General features: G+C 42.5%; 8 protein-coding genes and 1 rRNA gene. 8 read left to right on the forward strand and 1 reads right to left on the reverse strand.

Annotated features, from left to right (window positions below):
- From rrf to OKX56_RS08140, 4 genes are all read left to right on the forward strand, one after another.
- A 5S ribosomal RNA gene (gene rrf, locus OKX56_RS08125) occupies positions 1-82 on the forward strand; the annotation flags it as partial.
- Positions 83-193: 111 nt separating this feature from the next.
- Entirely contained in the window at positions 194-943 is a 750-nt protein-coding gene (locus OKX56_RS08130) for a Rid family hydrolase (protein ID WP_025205086.1), read from the forward strand.
- A gap of 205 nt (positions 944-1,148) precedes the next feature.
- A complete protein-coding gene (locus tag OKX56_RS08135) occupies positions 1,149-1,787 on the forward strand; it encodes a DedA family protein (protein WP_019225157.1) in 639 nt (212 codons plus the stop codon).
- 24 nt (positions 1,788-1,811) lie between these two features.
- The gene (locus tag OKX56_RS08140) at positions 1,812-2,249 is read left to right on the forward strand and encodes a YkvA family protein (RefSeq protein WP_019225158.1); all 438 of its coding nucleotides are present in this window, start codon (positions 1,812-1,814) and stop codon (positions 2,247-2,249) included.
- Positions 2,250-2,342: 93 nt separating this feature from the next.
- On the opposite strand, the gene OKX56_RS08145 is transcribed toward OKX56_RS08140, so the two are convergent.
- Complete coding sequence (locus tag OKX56_RS08145; protein ID WP_015043991.1) at positions 2,343-3,023, reverse strand: manganese catalase family protein; 681 nt, start codon at positions 3,021-3,023, stop codon at positions 2,343-2,345.
- A 164-nt stretch (positions 3,024-3,187) separates the two neighbouring features.
- Here OKX56_RS08145 and OKX56_RS08150 point away from each other — a divergent pair, with 164 nt between their 5' ends.
- From OKX56_RS08150 to OKX56_RS08165, 4 genes are all read left to right on the forward strand, one after another.
- Positions 3,188-3,604 carry a spore coat protein gene (locus OKX56_RS08150; protein WP_025205089.1) on the forward strand — a complete coding sequence of 139 codons (417 nt, stop codon included), beginning with the start codon at positions 3,188-3,190 and terminating at the stop codon, positions 3,602-3,604.
- Between the two features lie 122 nt (positions 3,605-3,726).
- Positions 3,727-4,191: a spore coat protein gene (locus tag OKX56_RS08155; protein ID WP_025205092.1), complete on the forward strand. Its 465-nt coding sequence runs from the start codon at positions 3,727-3,729 to the stop codon at positions 4,189-4,191.
- Positions 4,192-4,229: 38 nt separating this feature from the next.
- Positions 4,230-4,874, forward strand: a complete 645-nt coding sequence (locus OKX56_RS08160) for a hypothetical protein (RefSeq protein WP_287896122.1) — start codon at positions 4,230-4,232, stop codon at positions 4,872-4,874.
- Between the two features lie 208 nt (positions 4,875-5,082).
- Positions 5,083-8,346, forward strand: a complete 3,264-nt coding sequence (locus OKX56_RS08165) for an RHS repeat domain-containing protein (protein ID WP_287896123.1) — start codon at positions 5,083-5,085, stop codon at positions 8,344-8,346.
- Positions 8,347-8,469: the final 123 nt, after the last annotated feature.

Genomic DNA, 8,469 nt, shown 5'->3' on the forward strand with positions numbered 1-8,469 from the left:
ACCACCCGTTCCCATCCCGAACACGGAAGTTAAGACCTCCTGGGGCGACGATACTGCAAGGGAAAATAGCACGTTGCCAGGTAATTAAGAACAGAGCATCTATTTTGGTGCTCTGTTTCTTATTTGCTTTCCATGAATAATTCAGTATACTATAGGGTAAATTGATTGAGAAATAGCAGTAAATGGAGAGTAAATGATGGATACACTTCGGACTAAAGAAAATCAGCCCGTGAATAATGGTGCAGACGATAACTATTTATTTTTTTCCAGCCTGGAGCTCATTGACTATTTTGTTAATAACTTAGCAGATAAAGACATCAGAACTCAAACGAAAAGAATACTTGAGATGGCCAGAGTTTTTATGAGAAAAAAAGATTTTAAGCTGGAAGATATTTATTCAGTACTCATTATGGTTAAAAATATCGGACTTGGTTCCCAGATTGATGAAGTCTTTTCTTTATATTTTAAAGAAGGAAATTACCCTATTCGGGTTTTTATTCAAATTGCAGATTTAGAAAGCACAGCCGATGTTGAACTGGAATTTTCAGCCTATCGGGGCCAAAAAAAATATATCAATAACGGAAAGCTTTTTCTGTCTGAAGGGCCTTTCTCACAAGGGGTTATCATAGAAAATTATTATCACGGTTCTGCTATACAGCCCTTTTCTTCACTTGACCAAAGGCTTATTGAGGGTGACTTCAAGCAGGCTGTCAGGCAGTGCTTGGAGAACCTGAAGAATACTCTGGAGTCCGCAGGGAGCAGTTTAAATCAGATTTATTCTTTTATGGTTTATTTAAAAGATTTGAATGCACTTCCCGAGGTTGAAGAGATCGTCGGACAGTATATCTCTAATCAGAGTGAAATACTCCAAGACGCGATAAAGATTGAGCAGTTTAAGGGCAATCATAATATCGAAATTGCTTGTTCTGCTTATTTGTGCTAATTATATTGGGATTTATTACCTATTTTTATTTTTGATAGAATTCTAAGACAATTTTAAGAGCAGGCTGGTAATCTGATTATCAAGATTTAATATTAGCCGTTTCTTGTTCTTTTGTCATGGTTATATTACTATATTAAAGGCAAGGAAATGATTCAAAAATCTAACGTGTTTATTTAAAATGCTTGTTTGAATGAAGGAGAATTTGATGGAATTTATTACGAGTTTGATTGATATTGTCTTACATATTGACAAATACCTGGATATGTTGGTCCAAACGTACGGTGTCTGGGCGTATCTGATTATCTTTTTAATCATTTTTTGTGAAACCGGACTTGTTGTAACACCGTTTCTGCCGGGGGATTCTTTGCTTTTTGTCATCGGGGCTCTGGGAGCAACAGGGGCGATGGATATTAAATTTGCTTTTATCCTACTGCTTATTGCGGCAATCGCAGGAAATACGCAGAATTATTTCATTGGAAGATTTTTTGGACAGAAAGCCTTCAATTGGAAAGACAACAGACTCTTTAAAAAGAAATATCTCATTCAAACCCATAGTTTTTATGAAAAACATGGCGGGAAAACGATTTTTATTTCACGGTTTTTACCAATTATCCGGACATTTGCACCATTTGTCGGAGGGATCAGCAACATGAGGCTGTGGAAGTTCATGCTCTACAATATATGTGGGGCTTTGGCCTGGATTTCACTTTTTGTGATGGGCGGATATTATTTTGGGAACATTCCGACAGTCGAACAGAACTTTTCATTAATCATTTTTGCGATTATTTTCATCACTGTTTTACCAAGTGTCATTTTTGCTCTTCGCCAAAAGTTTTCGTCGTAAAGGTGCATTCAGGAGGATAGAAAAATGGCTGATAATATTAAGGAAATTGAACAATACGAAGATGCAGAGATCATAGTTGAGCCACAGGAGATGGAGCGCTGGCAGAACAAGGCTAAAGACTATGTGGACAACCCTGTAAAGACGGAAAATTTGCTTACTGAAGCTCTGAAAAAAGCGGATAACAATAAAAACCGCGATGTAATCCAGAATATCTGGGATAAAATTCAGTTGCTCTTTTCTTTATTAAAAGACTGGTTAAACGGTGATTACAGAACGATCTCCAAAACGGCCATAATTTCTGTCATTGCCGGGCTTATCTATTTCGTATCCCCTGTTGATCTTGTTCCTGATTGGATTGCTGCACTGGGACTAGTCGATGATGCTGCTGTTCTTGGGCTAATATTCAACCAGTTAGACAAGGAATTGACCAAGTATAAAAAATGGAAAAGCCCTGAGTTCTAATATACAATAGGACAACGATAGACAACGATAGAATTAATGACATGAGAAACACAAACAACCCGAGAATTAAATCCCGGGTTGTTTTTATTATATTTAGTGGGGTTGATCAGGAGTATTGAATCTTGGCGCTTGGGGGTCTTTAAGTTCATTGAAGTACTTTCCAGGTGTTGAGAGATCAAAGTATACCTTGGAATCCTGAGTAACTCCCCAGTCTTGGAGTGAGCCTGTATTCTGGAGCATATTGAATGCTTCCCGGAAAAGTGTATTATGTGCTTCTTCCCTATTCAAAAGGAAGTCAATCGTTTCTCTTACCCCTTTATCGTTAATCTGCCGGTAGAGATATTCATAAACTACTTTTGCCCTTGTTTCAGCCGATATATCTGACAGCAAATCCGCAGCGAGATCGCCGGTACACTCGATATATGCTCCGGTCCAGGGATAGCCTGAAGCATTGGTTAACATGGGGGCAAGTCCGCCGATGACATGTGATTCCACGGTGCCAACAGAAGTATTCATGGCTTCAAGCGTGTGGCCGTTTAATAGATTGACTGTCTGGGCGACCATTTCCATATGACTTAATTCTTCTGAAGCAATATCCATGAAAAGATCCTTAATCTTTTCATCTTTGATGCGATAACTCTGAGACAGATACTGTAAAGCTGCTTTGAGCTCACCATGCGGTCCGCCTAACTGATCTAACATTAAAGACGCATAATTTGGGTTAGGACCGTCGACGCGTACATCTTTCAGCAGCTGCTTATCATGTTTGAACAAATGTATTTCTCCCTTCATTCAGATTTTAATCGTTCGTTACCATCTATAGTCTTGCAATATTCTGATTGATTATACAAAGAAGAACAATTGAATTTTAACTTTTTGCATAATAACAATAGATTTTCAGCAAAATATAATGGAGATTGATAATAGGAGGAAATGAAATGCAATTAAGCCAGAAAGAAAAAATGCTTTTAGAAGACCTGAAAAGCCACGAGCAAATGTTTGCTCAAAAATGCAGTGAATTTGCCAATCAAGCTCAAGATCCACAACTCAAACAACTCTTTCAGAACATGGCGCAGCATGAACAGCAGCATGTCCAAAAAATTGATCAAAGTTTGAGCCAAACTTCCGGAATATCAGGCCAGCCTCAGGGCATGACGGGTCAAAAAGATTCGATGCTTTGCCATGATATGCTCTCAACAGAAAAATATCTCTCTGGGGCCTATAATACAGTAATTTTTGAAATCCAGGATACCTCCCTCCGTCAGGACCTGAATAGTATACAGAGTGAAAAGCAAAGGCAGGGGGAAGAAATCTTCAGGTATATGCAAAATAAAGGAATGTATACGGTTCACTAAAAAATGAAAGAGGGTATCGCTAACACTACAAAGTAGTAGTTTTGCGGTTCCCTCTGTCCTTTTCGTATCTTTAGGGACAATTTCAGCAAGATCATAGATCATCAAAAATGTTGGAGGGTTACATGATGCAGCTTACAAGTAAAGAAAGATCTTTATTGGAAGATTCCAAGAGCCATGAAGAACTGTGTATTAAGAAGTACAATAACTATGCCGGTCAGACCCAGGATCTGCAGCTTCAACAGTTGTTTCAGAGTCTGGCACAAAAAGAGCAGGAGCATCTGACAAGCCTTAACCAGATTTTAAGCGGCGGAATTCCGAATATCCAACAGGGTCAACAGCAGCAACAGCCCCAATTTATGACGTCCGGTATGGGACAGGCCGGAATGGTCAATCAGCAGGATGCCGATCTTTGTCAGGATATGCTTTCAACGGAAAAACATATTGCTTCGACGTACAATACGGCCATTTTTGAATTCAGAGATACCAACATCCGCAGAGTATTAAATCATATCCAGACGGAAGAGCAGCAGCATGGCGAATCTATTTATAATTATATGCAAAGCAAAGGGATGTATCAGGTCCATTAGGTGAGATCAAATCCGAAGTAGCAGCCATAGAGGGAGCAGTGTTCAGTCCAACATTTGGGTTAGCCGAGATTAAGACCGAAGTATTTTCAATTGGAACCTTGGTTGAAGCCATTTTCACGACAGTAGAAAATTTGTCCGGGAGCACATTTATCGAAGCAATCTATACAGCAGTCTATAGCCCGACGTTTGGGTTGGCGGAGATCAAGACCGAAGTCTTTAGTATCGGTACCCTGGTCGAAGGCATCTACACGGCTATTTATAGCCCGACCTTTGGTTTAGAAGAGATTAAAACCGAAGTATTTCAAATATTGAAACAAAGTTTCAGTCAGGATTTGACCACCGGTATTGCTCAACGGGATAATCCGAATAATAATGACGATTTTTACGTCGAGGTTTTGAACAATAGAACAGCTACTGTCAGTGTGACGCTTACAGTCTTTGATTTTTCTTCAGGCACGGGGATCTCGGCACTTGGGACACCAACGCTACTGACCATTGGGCCAGGCAATGTAATAGAATTTGCTAGTTTGAATCTTAATGCAACAGTCTTGAATAGGTATGAGGTTACACTAACCAATGTCACGGATGGAATCTATATTTGGTCGGCTTTTCGGCTGGCCAGTGGGGAATTGAGCCCGGCGAATACCTTCAGAGCGGGTGAATTTGTACCGCTTCTGCCCTAATAACAAAAACACGCTGGGGGAAAGCTTCATTTCAGCGTCATTAAATCAAATTCTGTTTTTCATCCGGTCAGCGATCAATACGCTGGCCGGATGCTTATAATCAAATAAGAATTGAAAACGTTCCTTATTGTTTGGCATTTGAATATAGTAGCAAAGAGGAGGGTGCTATGATTACCATCAGCTTACCCCCAGTGCTTTAAATATCAGCTTGTCTCAGACTCCGATGGTCGGCAGGCAGTCGAGTACGGATATTCGCTATCTCGACGGACTAATTGACGACTTAAGAATTTCCAATATCGCCAGAACGGATACGGCGATCCAGGATTCATATAATCTGATGAAGCCCACCGGCACTGACAGCAGCACCACGTACAAACTTAACTTCGACCAGAGCTTAAGAGCGGTCTACCAGCCGACTGGCTGGAGCAAATCCAGTCCGACCGGCAGGGTCAGCCAGGCTGAATATGACCCCACAGCGCCATATGGCGGCAGTAATGTCCTGCATATTAATCCTGGAACGGATGCAAGTGCTTACCAGTGGACGGATTATATCGCGCTTACGGGAGTAGACGACTTTATTGTGAGCGGAGATATTAAAGTCAATGGTTCAGGAACTGATGGCGTCCGTCTCCATGTTTACTGGTTTGACACCAGCTATACCGAAATAGCACAGGATCGCTGTTTTGTTATTAACCAGACTCAGGACTGGAAACGCTACAGCATGTCCCTTACCCCTCCAACCAATGCCGTCTATGCCAAAGTCATGGCCATTGCCTATACCGGCTTTGACGGTTACTTCGATAACATCCAGTTTGAAAAAAGTTCCCAGGCCAGAGACTATAACTCTTTAGAAAATTCCTCCTTCGAACGGGACATGACCAAATGGACCGCCTCCGATGGCAATTCCAGTATTACCACGGAAGACAAATATTCCGGGACCAAAAGCTTGAAGATCCAGCGTTCCACTACTACAGGAACTTCCTATGTAGAGTCCCAGACCGTCATCCCGGTGAGAAAGGGCCAGTCCTATAGCTTAAGCGGTCTCTTAAAGACCGACTTCGATAATCTGGGGACCGATGGCGGTGCCTGGGTGCATATCTACTATTACGATGAATCAGGTACTTCCCTTAACGACTTTGCCACCAAACTAATTACCAAAGACAGCGGCTGGACCAAGTACGTCTATGTAGTTAAGTCTACCCAGACTACTCAGAATGGCTTCTTCAAGGTTAGGCTGGAAATGAAGAATGCTTCCGGTAAAGTTTATTTTGATAATATTCGTTTTAGTAACGGTGTCCAAACTACTCGAAACGAATATGACGCAAACAACAATTATGTTACCAAAGCCATCAACCAGCTTGGTAAGGAAATAAACTATGTCAACGACAGCTACGGTCAAGCAACCCAGGTCACGACCCCTACGGGTGAAGTTACCCAATTTTCCTACGACGGACAGGAAAACCTGCGGACGGTTACGGACAACGCCGGAAATACGGCGACTTATACCCAGGACAGCAACGGCAATGTCACGGACGTAGAGATCAAGGAGAACGGGACAACAACGGTCTACAAGAATTCGTTCGAGTATGACGAATACGGCAATATGGTCAAAGAGATTGCCAAACCCAACTTGAGCCAATCGGCCAATGACAAAATCACCGAATACCTCTATGACGAATCCGGCAGGCTGACAGGTAAGGTTAATCCCGGAGACAGCGTAAATAACCCCAGCGTTACCCTTGGGTATAAATACTTCGGCCTGGACTTCCTGAAGATCCTGAACGGCCCCAAATACAAATTCGATTACAACCTGGAAGGCCAGGTAACCAAGGAAGAACTGTTAAACAACAGCGATACCAAGATCGGGGAATTCAGCTACACTTATGACGGTATGGACAGGCTCAGCACCTACACCGAAAAAGACGGAAGCGGTACTGAGGTCTCCAAAATCAGCCAGCCTACGGGACAGGACATGTATTCCCCAACGGACCAGCTGAACGGGTTTGATCTGACGGTTAAACAGCAAACATCAAATCCAATAACTTACCTGTTCACGTATCTAAGCAACAATCTTGTCAAAACCATTACAGCCGCAGGTAAACAGTTCAGTCTATACTTCGATGAAAGCGGTCGCTTCTCTTCTATCATAAATCCGAATAATACCAGTGATGAATTAAAGTACAACGATGCCGGTCAGGTCATCGAAAGCAAGACCAATAATATTAGCAAAAGCATTAACGGAAACAACACAACGACCACTGTCTCCACTAAATGGTCAAGCCTTTACACCTACGACAGCGACGGCAGGATAACGGCTATAACCGGTCAGGGTGCGGGAAGCCCGAGTGCGGCTTACACCTATAATAATGGCAGCGAAGAATTGAACCGTTTGACCCAAGCCCAAATCACTTATGACAGCAATAACTACACCTTCGACTACTCCTATGATTCGAGGGGCAATATTCTGAACATGGATCTGTTAATCAGTGGAACCATCCAGAATCAGACGTTCAGTTACAACGACGACAACCAGATCACCACTTCCGGCTTTGTCTATGACAACAGCGGCAACCTGACCAGTGCTGTCGTCAAGGGGGTAACGTATAATTACGTTTATGACAAAGCCAACAGGCTGATAGAGGTCAAAGATGGCAGTAATCAGACTATAGCAACTTACACGTACGATTCCCAAGGTCAAAGACTTACAAAAACAACCGGCGGCAGCACCATCACTTACCACTATGGGAACGGCGGGGTTTTGTACGAGACTAAGAGCGGAGATGCCAACAACATCCTGCATGCGCTATACGTCAAATCACCCAACGGCAAACCGCTGGCAGTAAGCATGAACTACAACATCACCAATCCCGGCTCCAACACCTGGTATTATTACCATTACAACGCTCACGGAGACGTAATTGCCGTAACGGACGGCAACGGAAATGTCTTCCGGGAATATGATTACGATCCTTATGGGAATATATTAAGTGTGAAGGATGGCAGCGGCCAGGCAGTAACTATTTCTGCCGACTCAGCCTTCAACCATGCTTACACTTATGCAGGCTACAGGTTCGATAAAGAAACCGGATTGTATTATCTCAACTCCAGGTACTACGAAGCAGGAATCGGCAGGTTTTTGACGAAGGACTATCTGATCAGTCTTAACAGATATAGCTATACAGGTGGAGATCCTGTCAATTTTGTTGATCCGTCCGGTTCTTGGTTTGAAACAGCGTTAGATATTGCCAGTATTGGGTGGAGTGCAACAGAATTTTGGAATGATTCAAGCTGGGCTAATGCAGGATATTTAGCTTGGGATATAGGAGCGGCATTCTTACCTTTTGTTCCGGGTTCGTATGTTGTCAAAGTTGGCAAGTTATTAAACAAAGCTGACGGAGTTGTCGATGTTGTTAAGTCGACGGGTAGAGTTGATAATGCTGTTGATGCGAGTAAAGGTGTTACAAAAGGTTAAGCGTAGAACAACCCAAAGCACACCGTCCGGCGTCAGGCCTCTGCATGGTTTAAGAAGGCTCAGAAAGGGTTCGAAAAGAATACTGGAAACCCTTGAAAACACTGGAAAAACTGGCTTTTTCAT

The organism is Dehalobacter sp. (assembly GCF_030063005.1).
Taxonomy (GTDB): domain Bacteria; phylum Bacillota; class Desulfitobacteriia; order Desulfitobacteriales; family Syntrophobotulaceae; genus Dehalobacter; species Dehalobacter restrictus.

Excerpts from the sequence above, each read along its gene's own strand:
- OKX56_RS08135 (WP_019225157.1), top strand. The coding sequence starts at position 1,149 with ATGGAATTTATTACGAGTTTGATTGATATTGTCTTACATATTGACAAA.
- OKX56_RS08155 (WP_025205092.1), top strand. The coding sequence starts at position 3,727 with ATGATGCAGCTTACAAGTAAAGAAAGATCTTTATTGGAAGATTCCAAG.
- OKX56_RS08150 (WP_025205089.1), top strand. The coding sequence starts at position 3,188 with ATGCAATTAAGCCAGAAAGAAAAAATGCTTTTAGAAGACCTGAAAAGC.
- OKX56_RS08140 (WP_019225158.1), top strand. The coding sequence starts at position 1,812 with ATGGCTGATAATATTAAGGAAATTGAACAATACGAAGATGCAGAGATC.
- OKX56_RS08130 (WP_025205086.1), top strand. The coding sequence starts at position 194 with ATGATGGATACACTTCGGACTAAAGAAAATCAGCCCGTGAATAATGGT.